This is a genomic window from Larkinella sp., assembly GCF_965227735.1.
Lineage (GTDB): Bacteria > Bacteroidota > Bacteroidia > Cytophagales > Spirosomataceae > Larkinella.
In genome coordinates, this window is the sequence record NZ_OZ245776.1 from 772,115 (window position 1) to 791,097 (window position 18,983).

The following is an 18,983-nucleotide window of genomic DNA, read 5'->3' on the forward strand; positions in this document are numbered from 1 at the left end:
GTTGACTTTCTCGTTTTTTTAAATATGTTTGTGATGGGGTATTATATCCACCCAGTTACCGAATGAAATTATATGAAACAACCTGTACGTTTATATGCCTGGTTAACCGGATTGGCACTTCTGGTATCGCAGAGCCTGATGGCTCAGAGCGATAGCAGCAAGCCCAAAAGCCGGTTGGAGTTGGGGCAAAAACCCGCACCGACGAGTCGTGTGATTCACTCCCGCAACTTCCCTTTCCTGAAGCACCCCAGCGTTTCCAGTCTGGATCGTGGCGTCACTGCTCAGAAAAATACCGCCATCAACCAATTTTACCGCAACCAGCTTTTACAGACTTCGGCGGGTAAAACCCCGGCTCGCAACGCCAGTTCGGATACCGGCAACCTTTCAACCCCTGAAGCCCGCGTGTCGGCGGAAGAAACCCGGAAAGTAGATGATTGGATGTATGCCAATGAACGGATCACGGTTTCGAATATTTACCCGAATCCAGCCAACGAAAGAGCCGAAATTGATTACCAGATATTTGGTGGCGTAAAAGACGCTAAGCTCATCTTCTACAATGTGTTAGGCGCTCCGGTGAAAGAGTATGTACTGGACCGAAACGAGCGAAAAATTCGGATCGCAACCAGCGAAATGAATTCCGGTATGTACTTTTATCAACTGTCTCTGGAAGGACAGAAAATTGCAACCAAAAAGTTAATGGTCAGTCATCAATGATTGTTAATGTAAAGTTTGATAGGCAGTAGGCAGTTTTTCTGTTTACTGCTTATTTTTTTGCCAGACAGTACCCTCAACGTCAGCACTATTTACGGGGAATGATCGTTAGTCTTACAGAGATTTTTATTAATTTTGCATCCTTATGCAGCATTGTTTGAAAGCAGGTACATTAGCGGTTGTGTTGTTGGTGATGATTACGTCATGCAGCCCATTTCAGAAATTACAGAAAACGGGTACGGATGATCAGAAGTATCAGGCGGCCGTCACGTATTTTAAAAAGGGCGAATTTTACCGGGCGGGTCTGTTGTTTGAAGAACTGATTCCCATTCTGAAAGGAAGCACGGAATCGGAAATGGCGCAGTTCTACCGGGCTCACTGCGAATACCAGCAGCAAAACTACCAGTTGTCATCGTTTCACTTCAAGCAATTTTACGAAACCTTTGCCCGAAGCGATTACGCCCACGAAGCGATGTATTTCTACGCCCTTTCGCTGTATAAAGATTCGCCGAACTACAACCTGGATCAATCTAATACGCTGACGGCCATGGCCGCTTTGCAGGATTTTATCAATGCCCACCCGCAGAGCCCTTTCCGGCAGGAATGCACGCAGTACATCGCCGTTCTACGCGATAAACTGGAACTGAAGGCCTACGATAAAGCCAAACAATACTACAAAACCAGTTCCGCCAACATTGCCAATTACCGGTCGTCGGTGGTTTCCATTACCAATTTTCTCCGCGAATACCCGGATTCGAAATACAATGAAGAACTGGCCTACCTGCGCGTGGATGCGCAGTACAACCTGGCTAAAAATAGTTTTGCCGACAAACTGAAGGAGCGACACCAGGAAGTGGTGACCTATTATCTGGCATTGGTGGACAAATTCCCGAAAAGCCCGGATCTAAAAAAAGCCGAACGGATGTATGAAGACAGCCGTAAAGAACTGGAAACCATTGCTAATCAGGAAAAAGAGAAATTGAATCAGCAACAAAAACCGGCCAAAGTCACGGCGACAACGGCCAATTAAACAATACCGGCGGGCCGAATTCACCAGCGTTCGGTGGCTGAAATTTGAGAATAGAAAACCAAAAAACTATGGCAAATAATCCTTCGATCATCACCCGCGATACCGATAAAATTGCGGCAGCAACGGGTAATCTGTACGAATCAGTATCGATCATTTCAAAACGGGCGCGGCAGATTTCGAGCAAAATGAAAGAAGAACTGAGCAACAAGCTTTCAGAATTTGCCTCGGCTGTCGACAACCTGGAAGAAGTGTTCGAAAACCGGGAGCAGATTGAAATTTCAAAATACTACGAACGTCTTCCTAAACCGACCACGGTGGCAACAGACGAGTTCCTGGAAGGGAAACTGCAATGGCGCACGGTTGAAGAAGACACGAATAGCTCGCTGTAATTCTCTGCATTAGATTTAAAACGAACCGGAAAAGCACAGAGACCACGGAGAAAATCGCACCGGCGACCTCTCTCTGTGTCCTTTGTGCTTCTTCGGTTCGTTTTGTTTATCCTGTTTATCATGTCCCAATTGACCGGAAAAAAAATTCTGCTGGGTGTAACGGGGAGCATCGCTGCGTATAAAGCCGCCCTGCTGATCCGGCTTTTGATCAAGTCGGGAGCCGAAGTGCAGGTGGTCATGACATCCGCAGCCAAAGACTTCATTACGCCCCTGACGCTGGCCACGCTGTCGAAACGACCCGTTTTTTCGGAGTTCATCCAGGTTGGCGGGCAGGGCGAAGGGCAGTGGAACAACCACGTCGAACTGGCTCTTTGGGCCGATTTGCTGGTCATTGCACCGGTGTCGGCACACACGCTGGCGAAATTGGCCCACGGGTTTTGTGATGATTTGCTGTCGGCGGTGTATCTGTCGGCGAAATGCCCGGTTTTTCTGGCACCCGCCATGGATCTGGACATGTACCGCCACCCTACGACCCTGGAAAACCTCCGGCGGCTGGAATCCTTTGGCAATCACCTCATTCAGGCCGAACACGGCGAACTGGCGAGCGGACTGGTGGGCGAAGGCCGGCTGGCAGAACCGGAACACATTGTGAATGAACTGGAACGACATTTTGCCCACCGCCCGGTTTTCAGACACAAACGAATACTGATTACCGCGGGACCTACGCAGGAACCCATCGACCCGGTTCGCTTTATCAGCAACCATTCGAGCGGCAAAATGGGCTATGCCATTGCCCGCGCTTTTGCCCAGGCCGGAGCCGACGTTACGCTCGTCAGCGGCCCCACGGTGCAACCCCTCCCCGATCCAACCATCCGGCGCATAGCGGTACGCTCGGCCCGGGAAATGTTTGAAGCAACGGCGGAAGAATTTCCGAAAGCGCACGTGGTGGTGCTGGCAGCCGCTGTGGCCGATTACACCCCATTGCAACCCGCCGACCAGAAAATCAAGAAAAAGGAAGCGGTTTTTGGGTTGGAAATGACCAAAACCGTCGATATTGCCGCCACCCTGGGACAGCAGAAACGCCCGGATCAGATTACAGTCGGTTTTGCACTGGAAACCAACGATGAACTGGCCAATGCGCTGGGAAAACTTCGGGCCAAAAATTTCGATCTGATCGTTCTGAATTCTTTGCGCGATCCGGGAGCCGGTTTTGGGCACGATACCAACAAAATTACCGTTATTGACAAAGACGAGCGGATGTATGAATTTGATCTGAAATCGAAGGACAAAGTGGCCGAAGATTTGCTCAATCTCGTTCAGGAACAGCTATCGATGGTATGAAATTTCAATCCTTATTACGAAGTGTTGCGGTATTCATCGGCCTGTCGACCCAAACCGGTCTGGCCCAGGAACTCAATTGCCAGGTAACGGTGAATTTCAACCAGGCGCAGTCGACCCAAATCACCGACCGTCAGGTTTTCCCCCAGCTTCAGAGTTTCATTACGGATTTCATCAATACCCGCCGTTGGACGACCGATGCGTTCAATCCGGAAGAACGCATCAACTGTAAACTGATCATTGATATTCTGAAAGTTCCCGCTCAGAATGTTTACCAGGGTCGTGCGCAGGTCATTGTCACCCGCCCCGTATATGGCACTAATTATGAAACCGTTACGCTGCGTTACATCGACAATTCGTTTGATTTCCCTTACCGCCCGAACGATGCAATGTTTTTTAACGAAAATACCAATTCCAGTGAATTAACGTCTTTGCTTGCTTTTCACGCGCTCATCATGCTGGGTGTCGATTACAATACGTTCAGCAAGCAGGGCGGGAAACCGTTTTTTCAACGGGCCTATAATGTGATGACCCTGGCCAATCAACGGGCCGACGCCGGCGGGGCGTGGGCGGCCAAGGGGGACATTCGAAACCGATACTGGCTGATCGAAAATCTGCAAAGCCAGCAGTTTATTCCCTACCACGAAGCCTTGTATACCTACCACCGCCAGGCGTTGGATACCTTCACAACCAACCCTGCGGGAGCGCGCCAGCAGGTTTTAGGCGTTTTATCGACCCTCCAGCAGGTCAGCCAGCAGCGGCTCAATTCCGTGGTGATCAACACATTTTTTGACGCCAAGGGCGAAGAACTCTTTAACATCATGAACGAAGGGCCGCGCGATGAACGGCAAAAGGCCTTCACGCTTCTTTCCACCCTCGACCCGGCCAAAACAGAAGTTTACCGGAAGTTACTCAGATAATTCATGGGTAAACGTTTAATTCGCATTCGGGCTACGGAGCTTCTTAACCAGTGGACATCCGAATCGGCCACCGGACTCGTAAATGCCGAAATCAATGTGGTTTTCCTTGACGGGCGAACCTTACACGGTCGGCTGATCGACATCCGGGGGTCTGAATTATCGATTCGAGACAACATTGGCCACGGTCATACGGTCCTGATCCAAACGGTTGATGAAGTCATCCTGGATGAAAAAGCTCCTTTTTAGACTCTTACCATGCTTTCGCATTTACTGATTAAAAACTACGCCCTGATTGAACATCTGGAAATGGATCCCGATACCGCCCTGAACACCATTACGGGTGAAACGGGGGCGGGAAAATCCATCATGCTGGGTGCCATTGGTTTGCTGATGGGTAATCGGGCCGACACCAAGGCACTCTACAATCCGGACGAAAAATGCGTAATCGAAGGTTTTTTCAAGGTATCAGGCTACCTCATCGAGAATTTATTTGAAGAGGCTGACCTCGATTACGATTCAACCTGCGTGGTTCGGCGGGAGATTAGCCCGAGTGGAAAATCCCGCGCTTTTGTGAACGACACACCAGTGACGCTCGATATTCTCCGGCGGGTGACGAGCCATTTAATGGACATTCATTCGCAGCACGATTCCATTCTGCTGGGATCAAATGAATACCAACTGGAAATCGTCGATACCTACGCCCAAAACGACGCCCTGTTGCGCCAATACCGCATCGATTACCGCACGTATCGACTCAAACAGGAAGCTTACGAGCGCCTGCTGACCGAAACGGCAACCATGAAAAAGGAGTTTGATTACAACAGTTTCCTGTACGAAGAACTTCACAAACTGGAGTTGCAAGCCGACGAACAGGAGTTGCTGGAACAGGAACTCACGATTCTGGAAAATGCCGAAGACATCAAAGAGCGGCTTCAGCTCTCGTCTGATTACCTCGACAATGCGGAGCAATCGGTCGTCGTTTACCTCAAAAATGTGGTTAACAACCTGAACTACGTCACCCGCCTGACGGACCGGTTCAGCCAGCTTCGGGACCGGGCGCAAAGTGCCCTGATCGAACTGCGTGACCTCGCCAATGAAATAAACACCGAAGAAGACAACATCGAGACCAATGATGCGCGGGTCGAGGTCATTCGGGAACGACTGAATCTTATTTATCAGTTACAAACCAAACACGCGGTAAAAACCGTCGCCGAACTGCTGGTTATTCAGGCGGATCTGGAGAAAAAAGTTAGTAAAATTCTGAATTCCGATGCCGAACTGGCATTGGCCAAAGCCGAAAGTGAAGCGGCTTTTGAGCAACTCATGACGAGTGCCGATGCGCTTTCGGCCTCCCGCCGGGAAGCAAACCCCGAGATTGAGGAGCGGGTGGGCAGTCTGCTGGCCGACCTGGGCATGCCGAATGCCTCGTTAAAGATCAGCCAGGACACCGGCAAGCCGACCGACACGGGTGTCGATACGGTTTCTTTCCTGTTCAGTGCCAACAAAGGCGTCAAGAACCAGCAATTGAAAAATGTCGCTTCAGGGGGTGAATTTTCCCGGTTAATGATGGCGATTAAATACATTCTGGCCAGCAAACGTTCGCTGCCGACGATTATCTTTGACGAAATTGATACGGGCGTCTCCGGCGAAATTGCGATCAAAATGGGAAACATGATGCGCGATATGGCACACAGCCACCAGATCATCGCCATTACACACCTGCACCAGATTGCCGCACAGGGCAAAGCCCATTACTTTGTGTATAAAGACAATTCCGGCAATCGTACCGTGAGCCGGGTGAAAAAACTTAGTTTTAACGAACGGGTTCAGGAAATCGCCCAGATGATCGGCGGAAACAATCCGTCGGCCAGTGTCCTGAAAAATGCGAAAGAACTGCTTTCGCAGAAAGCGTCGTCCTGAATGAAAACCCACCGATTTAAAATACGCCATCAATACCATGAAAAAACTAGTGATTTGCCTTGTTGCACTGGCGGGTTGTCAGTCATCCAACGATAAAAAAAGTATTGAACAAATGCAGGACCAGGTTATGGTCGTTCATGACGAGATCATGCCCCGCACCGATGATCTGATGGATTTGAAGGAAAAAATAAGCCATCAAATTGATAGTCTTTCCAAAATCACACCCGCTTCAGCCAGCGTCAAGGCCCGTCAGGAAGAAGGCCTGACTATCAATAAAAACCTGACCGAAACCGACAGCCTGATGTTTGCCTGGATGAATCATTACAACGCCGATACCGTCAAAGGCATGGATGAAACGCAGGCAAAAGCATACCTGGATCTGGAATTGAAGAAAATCAGTGAGGTGAAAGCCAAAATAAACAGCGGAATGACACAGGCGAAGAAATTTCTGGGTAACTAATTCCGGACGCGGGCTGTTGATTGAGTAGGCCCCTTTGCTGTCTGGTTTTTTGCAATTAAACTAAATTTCAGAATGTATTCAGTGCTAAAAAGCAGCCTGTCGCTGGCCGTTTTCCTTTTTTTAGCGGCTTGCTCATCCACCGAATCCCGGTTGCCCATCATGGGCGAACGGGATGTCATCACGAAAGAAGTAGACGGTAAAACCGTCACGGATACGGCCTATTATCAGATACCGGGTTTCCAGTTTACCAATCAGGACAGCCTGCCGGTAACGGATAAAACCTTTGATGGAAAGATCTACGTTGCCGACTTCTTCTTCATCACCTGCCCGACGATTTGCCCGAAGATGAAAACCCAGATGAAACGGGTTTACGACCAATTCAGGAACAATCCGGACGTGATGTTGCTGTCATACACCATCGATCCGAAACACGACACCCCGGCGGTGCTGAAAGAGTTTGCGACCAGTCTGGGCATCACCGGATCGCAGTGGCAATTTGCAACCGGCCCGAAAGAAGAGATTTTTAAAACCGGCAAGAGTTATATGGTGGTGGCTCAGGAAGACGCCGGAGCGCCAGGCGGTCTTCTTCACAGTGGTCACTTTGTGCTGGTAGACAAAGAGAAACACGTTCGGGGCATGTATGACGGCACCACGGAAGAAGGTGCAGACAAACTGATGGCGGACATCGACCGGTTACTCGCCGAATATAAAACGAAATGAGAAGACGAACGCTGGGATGTTTGCTCGTACCGCTTCTTTTCCAAACCGCTTGCCAGAGCCAGGAGGAGTTAAAGCAGGAGAAATATTTTGTGGAGGGCTACCAGCTTTACACCGAACATTGTGCCAATTGCCACCAAACTGACGGTAAGGGTCTTGAAGCGCTGTACCCGCCCATCAACGGGTCCGACTACCTGAAAAACAAAGAAAAGGTCATCTGTCTGATTCGATATGGGCAGAACGAACCCATTGTGGTGAATGGTCGGCGATTCAACCGGCCGATGCCCGCCAATCCGCAATTAACCGACATCGACGTGGCGGAAATTACGACTTATATTTACAACAAGTGGGGCGGAGAAACCGTGATTACGGATGTAAAGGAAGCCAGCAAAGTGCTGGATACGTGTCGGGTGCAGCGTCAACGCTAAGCGGGTGATTCAGCATTAATTCCCACTGCCCGACATCTGGAAGACTCCTGACGGTTTTCGAATAAAATAGTGGGAGAACGTTTGATCCGTGTCCAGGCCCACCCCTTCCAGCCGTTCGTTTGAGTTTTTGCTCAGAATTTTGACCTTTTTTTCGGTGTAAACCTTCTTGGTGGTCGGGTTCCAGTTGAGTTCCGGCGTGTAGAGTTCCTGATTTTTTTTCTTGTTGACCACCACCACATTCCCCATGACGCGGTAATAATTCTGGGCTTGCACGTAGCGGCCCGAATCCGCCCGCAAGGTGGTCTCGATCTGCTGATCGGGACCATAGAACTCGATGTTGACGGTTTTGGGGTAAACGCGGTCGTTGGATTGGTACTTGTACTGCAAGGGCGTTTTCATCTTGACCTTCAACAGCCCCATTTCGCTGTACAGAATCTGAACGTCGTTGATTTCTTCCAGCGGGCCGGTATACGGTTTTGATTTTTTCGCAGCCGGTTCTTCCGTACAACTCATCAAGGCACTCCCAAACAGGCCCAAAAGGATGGCCCGAAAAATGTACTTACTCATCATGGTTTTCAGTGTGAATCATTCCAACTCTTAGAACGAAAGTCTGAGGGCCCTGGTTCGCAGCTTTGACTAAACGGCAAGGCTACGCAGTGAAACCATCGGTTAATCGATTTTCTGCCGCTGGAACCAGGGCTGATTGAGCGACAGACCCAGGCCAATTTTGAAGTACCGTTCCTGAATCTGACCATTCGTAACCGTTCCCCGCTGACCACCGATCAGGGAGATGCTAACCGAATTCACGTATTGGCCTACGGGCAACGAAACGCCTAAACTGACGTTTACATCGTTGGGTTGTTTTCCGCCTACCGAATACGGCAGCTTGGAATAATTGAACCCTAACCGGTAGGGAATGAGGTCCAGGTAACGCGTCGATCGGGTTTTCGGCGTGTATTCCAGCCCGGCGCCAATCGAATAACTATCTTGTAGACTCCCAGAATTACCCTCCAGATCCGAAAATTTCGACCAGGGCTGGTACCCAAACTCAACCCCAACCGCTAGTTTTTGCGATTTTTCCAGCACAATACCGCCCCGGAATTGAGTAGGCAGCGTAACCGAACCGCCACTGCGGGTGCTCACCGTATCTGGATTTGAAATCTGCGTGCCACTGGCATCGATTTGCTGGTACGTATCGATTGAATTGCCGCCCAATTTCGTCATCGGATCGATGGTGGCACCGATGTTCAGGAACCAGTCATTTTTCAGTTTCGGTCGCCAGGCCGCTCCAAATCGCCACACCACATCGCTGTAACTCGTTTGTGTCGAACGCTTTACGGTAATATCATCTCCACCAATCAGCAGGCGGGAATCGGAATCTTTGGTGGTGTTGCCAAAAAGAAAAGCGGCTTCAAAACCGAAGAAAAGGCTCTTGGTCAGGCTAAAGCCGTTGGTAAACGTTGCCTTGTTGAGCCCACCCCGTCCCCGGTAAATGTATTCGGATTCGTAAATGGTGCCCGGCACTTTCTGGTATTGCGTGGTTTGGTAGTCCACGTAGCTGTAGGGCCGCAAGCCAATACCCGTCGACCAATAGCGGGTGACGGGAAAGGTAAACGTCAGGTAACTGAGGTTGGCCCCAAAATCCTGTTGTTTTTGTCCACGGCCATCGGTAAGTCCTTTGCTTTGTCCCAGCAAACCCACTTCAAACAGGGTGTAGCGGTTCCGAACCAGCAAAGCGGGGTTGACACTATTCAGAAAAAAACTGTTGGCATACGCGGTTCCCATGCCGCCCATGCCCAGGTTGGTGACGTTGCTGTTGCCGTAGATTTCACCAATACCCAGCGAAGAATAAGGAGAATTGCCTAAACCTTGTGCCTGAGCGGTCAATTGAGCCGTTCCAAACAGGAAAAGGCCGGTAAATAAGACGGAATACCATCCGTTACGAGAGGTCGACATTATGTTGTAAAATACGATTCAATCCGATCAGTACCAGTTCCGGTACTGCAAAGATGGGTGGTTTCAGGCTACTTTCAAAAAACGGAGCGTCTCCCCCGCAGATTAGTACCTTCACATCGGGGTGTTCCCGGCGATGCGCATCGATAATACCGTTCAATTCGGCCAGCAATCCATTGACCACCCCGGCCTGCATGGCCTGCCGGGTATTTTTTCCCAAGAGCGAGGGCCTCAACTCATCCGGCTCGACCATCGGTAACCTTTCTGTAAACGAATGCATCGCCCGGAATCGCATACGGAAGCCGGGAGAAATCATTCCGCCGTGAAAGACCGAAGCTTGATCGACGTAGTCATACGTGACGCAGGTTCCCATATCGATCACCAGACAGGCATCGTCTGGAAACCGGACTTTGGCCCCAACAGCCGACGCAATCCGGTCGGTTCCGAGCGTGTTGGGCGTGTCATACCGCTTTTCCATCGGCACCGGCGTATAACCATCGACCGCCAGCCAGAACGTTCCCGGTTTTAGCGAAAGTTGGTCCCGCAATTGGTCGGCCGGGCGGTTGGTCGACGAAACGACGACCGCATCGGGCGGAGCATTCTGAATCAGGATTTGCAGGTTCTCGACCGATAATTGCGAATAGACTCCCACAGGCTTTCCCTGCTCGAAAATTCCGGCTTTGATGGCACTGTTCCCCCAGTCGATGGCGATGTTCATTCCTGCAAAAATTGCAAATTGAGACCAGATTCCTCACGCTTGTGTGTTAAAAATGCTTAAAATGCGGCATGGAATCGGTAAAAACGTGGTTTGAGCAGCAGTTGATGGGCAATTCCGTCGGCAATCTGGTCCTGTTCGCTCTCCTTATTCTGTTGGGTTTGTGGTTAAAACGCATGCTGTCGATGCTGCTGAGCCGGTTTTTCTACCGGCTCGTCAAGCCCGAATCCAACTCCATTCCGATCAGCGATTTTCTTCGGTTGATGCGCCAGCCGATCGAATTCCTTATTCTGCTGATCATGCTTTTTCTGGCTTTCGACCGACTGGCCACTCCCGAACAATGGGAATTTGTGCCCCGCACCGAGTTTGGCTACCGCCTGGTGGTGATTCGGTTATACCAGACGACGCTGATGATCACGCTGGCCTGGATTGCCATCCGGTTTGTGAAGTTCGTGGGCCTGATTTTTCAGAAACGGGCCGAACAAACGGAAACGAAGCTGGACGACCAACTGGTGCCGTTTGTTCGTGATCTGATGATTCTAACCGTTTCCGCGATTGCGTTTTTTTCGATTCTGAGTGTTGTTTTCGACGTCAACGTCATTGCGCTCGTAACCAGTCTGGGCATCGGCGGTTTGGCCATTGCCCTGGCGGCCCGCGAAACGCTCGAAAATTTATTTGCCTCGTTTGCCATTCTACTCGATCGTCCTTTTGTTACGGGCGATACCGTGACCGCCGGAACCGGCCCCAATCAAGTTACCGGCACCGTGGAGAAAATCGGTTTCCGAAGCACCCGTCTCCGCACCGACGACGGCAGCCGAATCGCCGTTCCCAACCGCCTGATGATTTCACAGTCTCTCGATAACCTGACCCAGCGAAGCCAGCGCCGGGCCAAGTTCTACCTCCGGCTTGCCCTCGACACACCGGCCGGGACGCTCCGGAGCATTGTTGACGATACCCGCCAATGGCTTGAAAACCAGCCAAAAACTAACCAATCTCCTCCCCTTATTCAGTTTGATACCTTTGGCGAAAACTCGCTGGATATTCTGATTCAATATTACGTGGCGACCAGCGACTACCGGGAATTTAACGCAATAAAGGAAGAAGTGAACTATCAGTTGATGGCTATTGTTGAGAAACATAGCGGACGGTTTGCATTTCCATCAAGAATCGTTTATCTTCGATCACAGGCTGAGTTCCCGCTCGAAAATCAAAAATAATTCCTGGCTACTTTTGAATACTTTCTAAAACATTTGCATCTTTTGGTCGTTCTTGTTGACAAAGCGGGATTAATCTATTAACATTGTGGTCATATAGGTTCTGACCCGATATCACAGGTGTTCTGCCTTTATCCATGTAATCTGAGGCCGCAAGCCAAATCCACCTGAACAAACTGTCCTGTTGTACCCTACCACGCACCAGCGTAGTTGTGTTACTACACTAAACAGTTGCTGCAAGTGCATAGGTCAAGCAAATATCTGACTTGTAATCAATCGTATCATTAAAGCACTACTTTTCCTCATTTGGATTCATTCATCCACGGCTTGCCGTAGCGACAATTATCTCACACATTTTCAAGTAAAGCCCCCTTTGCTTACTCTGGCTTTTTATGTACAATAAGGAAGAACTCGATCTGAAACTCTTATCAGAATTGAAAGCGATTGCTGAATCATTCAGTATTCGTGACATCAGTAAATTCAACAAAAAGGAATTGGTTTATAAAATTTTAGACCAGCAATCCTTACTCCCCGACCCCGTTCCCGCTCCCACTGAAAACGGCAAAAGCGCGGAAGCCACCCCCGTGGTGGTCGCCGAAGCCCCGCGCCGTGGACGGCGTCCACGCCCGGAACCAACACCGGCAGCCGAGACGGCTCCTGCTGCGCAACCCGCTCCTGCTGACCTGGAAACGCCGGCTTCGGCTCCCGAACCCGTTCAGCCCGAAATGGCAACCCCCACGCCGGAAGCCCGAACTGAAGAACCGCGCGTATCGGTCGTACGGCCCAATCGCGACAATACGGCCCGAAACGGCCGACCTGCCGATGCTGCTGCAGGCACCCGCCCGCAAAACCGGCGTGGTCCGGAACAAACCGGCCCCATTCGCCCCGCCCGAAACGAAAATTCAGATTCTCACGATCCACGGCGCGTGCGTCAACGAATTCGCAAAGACGAAGAGGTGGGCGAAGATATTATTCCCGCAGCCCCTTCTGCGGAGAAATCCAATGAAAAAAAGGGACTTCCCAACCAACCCCAGCGCCCGGAACAACTCCGCAACCGCAAAGGAGAACTGGAACAACCCGCACTGGATCTGTCGATTGAAACCGACACCGACGACTTTTTTACGGCACCCGCCGACGGCGAACAGCCTGATGTAGCCGCTGTTAGCCCGGCCACGCCGGAAACCCCGGTTCAGGCCGATCAGCCCGAAGCAACCCAAACCCCGGCACAGCAACCCGAACGCCAGCAGCGTGACGTGGTGCGCCCGGATGAGTATACCAACCGCATTCGCCGGCAGTATAACCAGCACGTTCGGGAATTTGACGGGATTATTGAAAACGAAGGCGTTCTGGAAATTATGTCCGATGGTGGCTACGGCTTCCTGCGCTCGGCCGATTACAATTACCTGGCCAGTCCGGACGACATATATGTATCACCGTCACAAATTAAACTCTTTGGTCTGAAAACCGGGGACACGGTACGCGGTCAGATCCGTCCACCCAAAGAAGGTGAAAAATATTTTGCCCTGCTTCGTGTTTCATCGGTCAATGGCAAAACGACCGAAGAAATCCGCGATCGGATTCCCTTTGAATACCTGACTCCGCTTTTTCCGGAAGAAAAACTGAACCTGAGCTACCGTTCCGATCAGTATTCGACCCGGATTGTAGACCTCTTTGCGCCGATTGGAAAAGGGCAGCGGGGGATGATTGTGGCCCAGCCCAAAACCGGTAAAACCGTGTTGCTGAAAGACATCGCCAACGCCATCACCAAAAACCACCCGGAAGTTTATCTCATCATTCTGCTGATCGACGAACGCCCGGAAGAAGTGACGGACATGGCCCGGAGTGTGAACGCAGAAGTCATTTCGTCCACCTTTGATGAACAGGCCGAACGGCACGTAAAAGTGGCCTCGATGGTGCTGGAAAAGGCGAAACGGATGGTTGAGTGCGGTCACGATGTGGTTATTCTGCTCGATTCGATCACGCGTCTGGCGCGGGCCTACAACACGGTAGTGCCTTCGTCCGGGAAGATTCTGTCGGGTGGTGTCGATGCCAACGCCCTCCACAAGCCGAAACGTTTTTTCGGAGCCGCCCGAAACGTTGAATTTGGCGGCTCGTTAACGATCATTGCCACGGCGCTGATTGATACGGGTTCGAAAATGGACGAAGTAATCTTCGAGGAATTCAAAGGGACCGGTAACATGGAACTCCAACTCGACCGGAAACTGTCCAACAAGCGCGTTTATCCGGCGGTCGACGTTCTGTCGTCCGGCACGCGTCGGGAAGACCTGCTGCTCGACAAAGAAACCCTGCAACGCATCTGGATTCTTCGCAAGCACATGGCCGATATGAACGCGATGGAGTCGATGGACTTCCTGCTCGACCGCATGCGCGGAACCCGCAACAACGAAGAATTTCTGGTGTCGATGAACCGCTAACGTTCATCTTCCGTCCTTCTTTTTATACACAAAAACCGTGTTGCACCCCAAAAGGGTCGCGACACGGTTTTTTAGTTACCAGACAATCCCGTCGCATCTGAGAAAGACACAGCCGCGCAAGGCGTTTCTCAAAAAATAATTTCGGGTTTGCATGACTTCACGGCCCTTTTCGAGTCTCAATGAAGGAATATAAACTTCAAACCCGTCGTTATTTCATGTTCACCAATAAAACACCCTGGGTTGTGCTGCTCCTTGTCTGGATGGGCGGTTCAACCTATTGGCACGTCTGCCACATCAAACAATTGTGCGCCGACGACGATACTTCCCAGTCAGCCCTTTCTGCGGATTCAAAAACAACTCCTGCCTTCACAGTCCCCGGTTTGCAGTTTGCGGATGGCACAACCGCATCCTTCCAGTCAGCGGGTCATCTGGCGTTTGCCAAATCCGGGGCCGAAGTCAACCCGGCGGGCGTTCAGTCTTTGCTGGATTCCCTGGCACTCTATATGAAAGCAAACCCCGGCAAACGCGTACAACTGACGGGTTTCTATGATCCAAACGAGCAAAACCCTTCGACTGATGCCAATCTGGGACTAGCGCGTGCCAACAGCGTCCGCACTTATCTCAAAACGCTGGGTGTAGCGGATACGCTCTTCACGATACAAGGCGAATCGACCACCGATCTGGCCTTTACGCCAGCCGGTGATTCGCTCTACGGCGGGATTCGGTTTGCATTTCTGGAAGAAGTACTGGTGAAAGCCCCCAAACCGGCCGAAGAAAAATTAGCTGACAGTCAGAAATTTGCATCCATTTTTGAGCCCATGGACTTGTACTTCAACACCGGCAGAATCGATTACATCAAAACCGCCGGTACCCGTGAATTTCTGGAAAAGACCCGGACCTATCTCAAAGAGCATCCTGATCAGAAACTGGTCATTACCGGCCATACCGATGATGTCGGCCCCGATGCACTCAATCTGGCACTGTCTAAAAAGCGGGCCACCGCCGTAAAAATGCAATTGGTGAACGAGGGTATTTCGGCCCGGCAGGTGGAAGTCCAGGGCAAAGGCGAAATCCAGCCCGTCGGCACCAATAAAACCGAAGACGGTCGCCGGGCCAACCGCCGGGCCTCGATCGTTGTGAAACCCTAATGTCCTCCGCTACCAAAAACGCATTACCACTATGTTTGAAATGAATCCCCATCAGTTGCCCGACGCCGTTCTGCAACACTGGATTATGTTACTAGTTTGTGGAACGCTAGGTTTCATCATCGGTTACATCGGTCGAAAAGTTACGATTCGCCGGCTCGAAAGTCAGATCAATGCCACCGAAAGCCAGGTGGAAGAGTGCCTGAAATCCAGTCAGGCCCAGCAGGAAGACATCGTGCTCCAACGCATTTCTTCCCGGGCAAATGAACTGAATTTCACACGAATCGGCCATTCCTCACTCGCTAAAGCCGATGACTTGAAGGAAATTAACGGAATTGGCCCGTTTTTCGAGAAAAAACTGCACAGCCTCCGAATCTATACGTTTCAGCAGTTGGCCAATTGTACGACGGAAGACACCAACCAGATTGCCAACATCATTGAGTTCTTCCCCGACCGCATCGAACGGGAAGACTGGATCGGCCAGGCAAAAAAGTTACACCGCAAAAAATATGGCGTTTAGAATTCAACTGTTCGACCTAAAAAAGCACAGACACTATGTTCAATTTAGATCCGTTTAGCCGGGGCGTTGCCATTACTGAAATTCTGATCTTGCTGGCCTTTGCCGCCCTTGTGGGTTATTTCCTCGCCCGGTTGATCACCAACAACCGCATCAGCGAATTAAAAGCTGCTTTGGCCGATCAGGAAGCGGCCCTGGATGACTGCCACCGCAAGCGGAAAGCGACGGTAGCGATGGCTTCCTCTCCAGCAACAAAAACCGTCGAGTATACAAGCACCCGAACAGTTGCACCGACAAGCAATGGTAACATAGCAACAGAAAGCGATGAAGAAACCGTTTTCCGTAAAATTGCGTCACGTGCTTCGGAATTGAATTTTAGCCGCATTGGCTACGCCACCCTGAACGATGCAGATGATCTGAAAGAGATTGTGGGCGTCGGTCCGTTTTTTGAACGCAAACTGCACACACTCGGCATTTTCAGCTTCCGGCAACTGGCCAATTTTACGACCGAGGATGTAGAAAAGGTGAGTGATATTATTGAATTTTTCCCCGACCGCATCGAGCGCGAAGACTGGGTTGGACAGGCTAAACAACTGTATAAGAATAAATACGGCCGGGAGGTTTAAAGACGGTATTCGGTATTCGGTGGCTGACGCATTCAGATGCACGCGTCAGCCACCGAATACCGTATACTGAAAACCGAATACCCATTTTACAACGTCTCGACCGTGCGACGGATGAACGCGGTCAGGTCGGAGCCGGAAAGCATGCCCTGTGCCAGTTTGGCCAGATCCAGGCTTTGTTTAACCAGTACCTTTTGCTCGTCTGCATTATCCAATTTCAAAATGCGGTCGGCCAGCGGGTGGTTGGCGTTCACGGCAATGTTGTAACTATCCGGCATGGCACCGAACATACCCCGTTCGCCACTCAGCGCGGACATATCTTTCATCCGGCGGAAAAACTCGGGCAGGGTGATGATCACCGGCAGTTCGTCGGTTGGCATGGCTTCGACGGAAACCGTACCGGTTTTGCTCTCCAGCGCTTCCTCAAACAACGTTTTCAGTTTCGTTTTGTCGTCTTCCGACAGCACACTTTCGTTGTTGATCCCCTTGTCGATCAGCTTGTCAAACGTATCGGCATCGACGCGTTTCAGGCTGGTTTTTTCGAGCTTGTATTCCAGTTGATTGATGAAATGGCTGTCGATCACCGTATCGAACAGCAAGACTTCATACCCGCGTTTCCGGGCCGATGCGATGAAACCGTCCTGTTTTTGCAGATCGTTCGTATAAAGCCAGACAACCGAACCGTTTTTATCAGTCTGATTTTCCTTAACGGCTGCGCTAAACTCCTCAAAGGTGAAGTATTTCCCGTCTACGTTTTTCACCAGACAGAAGTCCTTGGCTTTTTCGTAGAATTTCTCATCGCTGATGATACCGTATTTGACAAACAGGCCGATGTCATCGAATTTCTGTTCAAAACCGGCGCGGTCGTTGCGGAACAGTTCTCCCAGTTTATCAGCAACTTTCCGCGTGATGTACCCGTTGATTTTCTTGACATTGCTGTCGGCTTGCAGAAAACTCCGCGACACGTTGAGCGGAATATCCGGCGAGTCGATTACGCCGTGCAGCATCATCAGAAAGTCCGGCACGATGTCTTTGACCTCGTCAGTGATGAACACCTGGCGACTGTACAATTGAATTTTTTCACGCCGGATCTGAAAATCATTTTTAACCCTTGGGAAATACAGCACGCCCGTCAGGTTAAACGGATAATCGACATTCAGGTGAATCCAGAACAGGGGCTCTTCCGACATCGGATAGAGTTCCTTGTAAAAATTCAGGTAATCTTCGTCGGTCAGATCAGAAGGCGACTTGGTCCAGATCGGGGCAGTATTGTTGATGGTTGCGCCATCGAATTCGATGTCGATGGGCAGAAACCGGCCGTATTTATCCAGAATTGACCGAAGGCGGTCTTTATCCAGAAACTCTTCCGAATCAGCGGCAATGTGCAGAATGATGTCCGTTCCGTGTTCCGCGCGCTCGGCTTCCGTAATTTCAAACTCAGTCGAACCATCGCAAATCCAGCGGGCGGCTTCCGAGCCTTCCCGATACGATTTGGTGATAATTTCGACGTGATCAGAAACCATGAAGGCCGAATAGAAGCCCAGGCCAAAATGACCGATGATCGCGCCTTTTTCGTCCAGCTTGTCTTTGTATTTTTCCAGAAATTCAGAGGCACCGGAAAACGCAATCTGGTTGATGTACTTCTTGATTTCTTCCGCCGTCATCCCAATGCCCCGGTCGCTGACGGTGATGGTTTTGGCTTCTTCGTCGAGGGTGACGGTCACTTTCAAATCGCCCAGCTCACCGTTAAATTCGCCGAATCCGGCCAGTTTTTTCAGTTTCTGGGATGCATCGACGGCATTAGAAACCAATTCCCGTAAAAAGATCTCGTGATCGGAATAGAGAAATTTTTTGATGATCGGAAAGATGTTTTCCGTATGAATCGAAATTTGACCTTTTTCCTGAATGGTCGAGCTCATGACAATAAAAATTAGAGTATGATTGACGCAATAAACTGATGCCCACCCGGCACCAACAACTGTTCCAGAGCATCAGAATGTGACAAGTTGGCAGTAAAAAGCCGGGAAAAGGTCAAGGGAAAATAAAAGATTGCGGTTCCTCTACTATTTTCCGGCCTGAGAAAACACCCTTTCCTATTTTTGTGTTTCGTATGCAATGACACCGCATGAGCCACCCATCTACACCGCCCTATCGCCTGTGAACCCGAAAACATATACCGACATTACAACGGAAGAAATGGAGTCACTGGTGATGGAACCGGAAACCGTCATTGTCGACGTGCGCGACGAATGGGAATTTGAAGAATTCAACATCGGCGGCCTGAACATTCCACTGGCCGAAATCCGCAGCAAACGGCATTATCTCCTGCCATATGACAATGTCATCGTGGTCTGCACCAACGGCGTTCGAAGCCGGGTGGCGGTGAAGGATTTCTGCCGCCATCCCGAAATGGAAGAAAAACAGTTGTACCACCTCAAAGGCGGCATTCTCGGAGCCGAAGAGTGATT

Annotated in this window: 20 protein-coding genes; 16 read left to right on the top strand and 4 right to left on the bottom strand. The window is 50.5% G+C overall.

The features are described from left to right. Positions 1–72: 72 nt before the first annotated feature. The 10 genes from ACO064_RS03080 (at position 73) to ACO064_RS03125 (ending at position 7,913) form a co-directional block, all read left to right on the top strand. Positions 73–714, top strand: coding sequence for a T9SS type A sorting domain-containing protein (locus tag ACO064_RS03080; RefSeq protein ID WP_421825949.1), 642 nt, complete (start codon positions 73–75; stop codon positions 712–714). Positions 715–856: 142 nt separating this feature from the next. Then, entirely contained in the window at positions 857–1,741 is an 885-nt protein-coding gene (locus tag ACO064_RS03085) for an outer membrane protein assembly factor BamD (RefSeq protein WP_421825950.1), read from the top strand. A 68-nt stretch (positions 1,742–1,809) separates the two neighbouring features. Further along, a complete protein-coding gene (locus ACO064_RS03090; protein ID WP_421825951.1) occupies positions 1,810–2,130 on the top strand; it encodes a DNA-directed RNA polymerase subunit omega in 321 nt (106 codons plus the stop codon). Positions 2,131–2,250: 120 nt separating this feature from the next. Then, the gene (gene coaBC / locus ACO064_RS03095) at positions 2,251–3,471 is read left to right on the top strand and encodes a bifunctional phosphopantothenoylcysteine decarboxylase/phosphopantothenate--cysteine ligase CoaBC (protein WP_421825952.1); all 1,221 of its coding nucleotides are present in this window, start codon (positions 2,251–2,253) and stop codon (positions 3,469–3,471) included. Then, entirely contained in the window at positions 3,468–4,388 is a 921-nt protein-coding gene (locus ACO064_RS03100; RefSeq protein ID WP_421825953.1) for a DUF4835 family protein, read from the top strand. The genes coaBC and ACO064_RS03100 overlap by 4 nt, the downstream gene beginning before the upstream one ends. Before the next feature lie 3 nt (positions 4,389–4,391). Beyond that, entirely contained in the window at positions 4,392–4,634 is a 243-nt protein-coding gene (locus ACO064_RS03105; protein WP_421825954.1) for a hypothetical protein, read from the top strand. A 9-nt stretch (positions 4,635–4,643) separates the two neighbouring features. Continuing rightward, positions 4,644–6,308 carry a DNA repair protein RecN gene (gene recN / locus ACO064_RS03110; protein ID WP_421825955.1) on the top strand — a complete coding sequence of 555 codons (1,665 nt, stop codon included), beginning with the start codon at positions 4,644–4,646 and terminating at the stop codon, positions 6,306–6,308. 37 nt (positions 6,309–6,345) lie between these two features. Then, positions 6,346–6,768 (top strand): hypothetical protein, encoded by a 423-nt coding sequence (locus tag ACO064_RS03115; protein ID WP_421825956.1) that lies wholly within the window; start codon positions 6,346–6,348, stop codon positions 6,766–6,768. Positions 6,769–6,840: 72 nt separating this feature from the next. Next, entirely contained in the window at positions 6,841–7,488 is a 648-nt protein-coding gene (locus ACO064_RS03120) for an SCO family protein (protein ID WP_421825957.1), read from the top strand. Then, positions 7,485–7,913, top strand: a complete 429-nt coding sequence (locus tag ACO064_RS03125; protein WP_421825958.1) for a c-type cytochrome — start codon at positions 7,485–7,487, stop codon at positions 7,911–7,913. Before ACO064_RS03120 ends, ACO064_RS03125 begins: the two co-directional genes overlap by 4 nt. Positions 7,914–7,928: 15 nt before the next feature. Here ACO064_RS03125 and lptC read toward each other — a convergent pair whose 3' ends face one another. The 3 genes from lptC to ACO064_RS03140 form a co-directional block, all read right to left on the bottom strand. Continuing rightward, entirely contained in the window at positions 7,929–8,483 is a 555-nt protein-coding gene (gene lptC / locus ACO064_RS03130; protein WP_421825959.1) for an LPS export ABC transporter periplasmic protein LptC, read from the bottom strand. 99 nt (positions 8,484–8,582) lie between these two features. Further along, positions 8,583–9,869 carry a hypothetical protein gene (locus ACO064_RS03135; RefSeq protein ID WP_421825960.1) on the bottom strand — a complete coding sequence of 429 codons (1,287 nt, stop codon included), beginning with the start codon at positions 9,867–9,869 and terminating at the stop codon, positions 8,583–8,585. Then, positions 9,853–10,584 (bottom strand): type III pantothenate kinase, encoded by a 732-nt coding sequence (locus ACO064_RS03140; protein WP_421825961.1) that lies wholly within the window; start codon positions 10,582–10,584, stop codon positions 9,853–9,855. Before ACO064_RS03140 ends, ACO064_RS03135 begins: the two co-directional genes overlap by 17 nt. Positions 10,585–10,652: 68 nt before the next feature. Between ACO064_RS03140 and ACO064_RS03145 the strand changes: the two genes are divergently transcribed. From ACO064_RS03145 to ACO064_RS03165, 5 genes are all read left to right on the top strand, one after another. After that, the gene (locus tag ACO064_RS03145; protein WP_421825962.1) at positions 10,653–11,798 is read left to right on the top strand and encodes a mechanosensitive ion channel family protein; all 1,146 of its coding nucleotides are present in this window, start codon (positions 10,653–10,655) and stop codon (positions 11,796–11,798) included. A 389-nt stretch (positions 11,799–12,187) separates the two neighbouring features. Next, entirely contained in the window at positions 12,188–14,230 is a 2,043-nt protein-coding gene (gene rho / locus ACO064_RS03150) for a transcription termination factor Rho (protein ID WP_421825963.1), read from the top strand. Between the two features lie 215 nt (positions 14,231–14,445). Further along, positions 14,446–15,378 carry an OmpA family protein gene (locus ACO064_RS03155; RefSeq protein WP_421825964.1) on the top strand — a complete coding sequence of 311 codons (933 nt, stop codon included), beginning with the start codon at positions 14,446–14,448 and terminating at the stop codon, positions 15,376–15,378. Positions 15,379–15,409: 31 nt separating this feature from the next. After that, positions 15,410–15,895 carry a hypothetical protein gene (locus ACO064_RS03160; RefSeq protein ID WP_421825965.1) on the top strand — a complete coding sequence of 162 codons (486 nt, stop codon included), beginning with the start codon at positions 15,410–15,412 and terminating at the stop codon, positions 15,893–15,895. A gap of 35 nt (positions 15,896–15,930) precedes the next feature. After that, entirely contained in the window at positions 15,931–16,518 is a 588-nt protein-coding gene (locus ACO064_RS03165; RefSeq protein WP_421825966.1) for a hypothetical protein, read from the top strand. Positions 16,519–16,604: 86 nt separating this feature from the next. Here the strand turns inward: ACO064_RS03165 and htpG are convergent, their stop codons facing one another. Then, positions 16,605–18,434 (bottom strand): molecular chaperone HtpG, encoded by a 1,830-nt coding sequence (gene htpG / locus ACO064_RS03170; RefSeq protein WP_421825967.1) that lies wholly within the window; start codon positions 18,432–18,434, stop codon positions 16,605–16,607. A 238-nt stretch (positions 18,435–18,672) separates the two neighbouring features. Here htpG and ACO064_RS03175 point away from each other — a divergent pair, with 238 nt between their 5' ends. Continuing rightward, positions 18,673–18,981, top strand: a complete 309-nt coding sequence (locus tag ACO064_RS03175; protein ID WP_138992170.1) for a rhodanese-like domain-containing protein — start codon at positions 18,673–18,675, stop codon at positions 18,979–18,981. Positions 18,982–18,983 lie beyond the last annotated feature (2 nt).

What these genes read in the sequence shown, in the direction of transcription:
- ACO064_RS03080 (WP_421825949.1), top strand. Translation starts at nt 73, where the DNA reads ATGAAACAACCTGTACGTTTATATGCCTGGTTAACCGGATTGGCACTT.
- ACO064_RS03085 (WP_421825950.1), top strand. Translation starts at nt 857, where the DNA reads ATGCAGCATTGTTTGAAAGCAGGTACATTAGCGGTTGTGTTGTTGGTG.
- ACO064_RS03090 (WP_421825951.1), top strand. Translation starts at nt 1,810, where the DNA reads ATGGCAAATAATCCTTCGATCATCACCCGCGATACCGATAAAATTGCG.
- coaBC (WP_421825952.1), top strand. Translation starts at nt 2,251, where the DNA reads ATGTCCCAATTGACCGGAAAAAAAATTCTGCTGGGTGTAACGGGGAGC.
- ACO064_RS03100 (WP_421825953.1), top strand. Translation starts at nt 3,468, where the DNA reads ATGAAATTTCAATCCTTATTACGAAGTGTTGCGGTATTCATCGGCCTG.
- ACO064_RS03105 (WP_421825954.1), top strand. Translation starts at nt 4,392, where the DNA reads ATGGGTAAACGTTTAATTCGCATTCGGGCTACGGAGCTTCTTAACCAG.
- recN (WP_421825955.1), top strand. Translation starts at nt 4,644, where the DNA reads ATGCTTTCGCATTTACTGATTAAAAACTACGCCCTGATTGAACATCTG.
- ACO064_RS03115 (WP_421825956.1), top strand. Translation starts at nt 6,346, where the DNA reads ATGAAAAAACTAGTGATTTGCCTTGTTGCACTGGCGGGTTGTCAGTCA.
- ACO064_RS03120 (WP_421825957.1), top strand. Translation starts at nt 6,841, where the DNA reads ATGTATTCAGTGCTAAAAAGCAGCCTGTCGCTGGCCGTTTTCCTTTTT.
- ACO064_RS03125 (WP_421825958.1), top strand. Translation starts at nt 7,485, where the DNA reads ATGAGAAGACGAACGCTGGGATGTTTGCTCGTACCGCTTCTTTTCCAA.
- lptC (WP_421825959.1), bottom strand. Translation starts at nt 8,483, where the DNA reads ATGATGAGTAAGTACATTTTTCGGGCCATCCTTTTGGGCCTGTTTGGG.
- ACO064_RS03135 (WP_421825960.1), bottom strand. Translation starts at nt 9,869, where the DNA reads ATGTCGACCTCTCGTAACGGATGGTATTCCGTCTTATTTACCGGCCTT.
- ACO064_RS03140 (WP_421825961.1), bottom strand. Translation starts at nt 10,584, where the DNA reads ATGAACATCGCCATCGACTGGGGGAACAGTGCCATCAAAGCCGGAATT.
- ACO064_RS03145 (WP_421825962.1), top strand. Translation starts at nt 10,653, where the DNA reads ATGGAATCGGTAAAAACGTGGTTTGAGCAGCAGTTGATGGGCAATTCC.
- rho (WP_421825963.1), top strand. Translation starts at nt 12,188, where the DNA reads ATGTACAATAAGGAAGAACTCGATCTGAAACTCTTATCAGAATTGAAA.
- ACO064_RS03155 (WP_421825964.1), top strand. Translation starts at nt 14,446, where the DNA reads ATGTTCACCAATAAAACACCCTGGGTTGTGCTGCTCCTTGTCTGGATG.
- ACO064_RS03160 (WP_421825965.1), top strand. Translation starts at nt 15,410, where the DNA reads ATGTTTGAAATGAATCCCCATCAGTTGCCCGACGCCGTTCTGCAACAC.
- ACO064_RS03165 (WP_421825966.1), top strand. Translation starts at nt 15,931, where the DNA reads ATGTTCAATTTAGATCCGTTTAGCCGGGGCGTTGCCATTACTGAAATT.
- htpG (WP_421825967.1), bottom strand. Translation starts at nt 18,434, where the DNA reads ATGAGCTCGACCATTCAGGAAAAAGGTCAAATTTCGATTCATACGGAA.